Below are 251 nucleotides of genomic sequence, written 5' to 3' on the forward strand. Positions count from 1 at the left end.
ATGTTTTTATGTGTATCAAATGCATTGTCAACTTCTGTTGTCACAGCATCTTTGCCAAATTCATTCTTGAGTCTTGCTACTGCTTCATCATGCTTTTTACTGAATTCAGTCTTAGCATCACTTATTACTTTAGCCAAATCGTTTTGCGCATTAGAGTCTGCGGTTGACTTGACTCCATCAATGTCCTTGATGGCCTGGTCTTTGATACTGTTGACTTTATCTACACTATCTGCTGTGATAAGATCATTTTC

1 protein-coding gene is annotated in these 251 nt (G+C 37.5%); it reads right to left on the minus strand.

Going from position 1 to position 251, the window contains the following annotated elements:
* Window positions 1-251, minus strand: a 251-nt coding sequence (locus ERK18_RS09400) for a hypothetical protein (RefSeq protein WP_187155218.1), incomplete at both ends; no start/stop codon positions are given.

Source organism: Lactobacillus kimbladii (assembly GCF_014323605.1).
Lineage (GTDB): Bacteria > Bacillota > Bacilli > Lactobacillales > Lactobacillaceae > Lactobacillus > Lactobacillus kimbladii_B.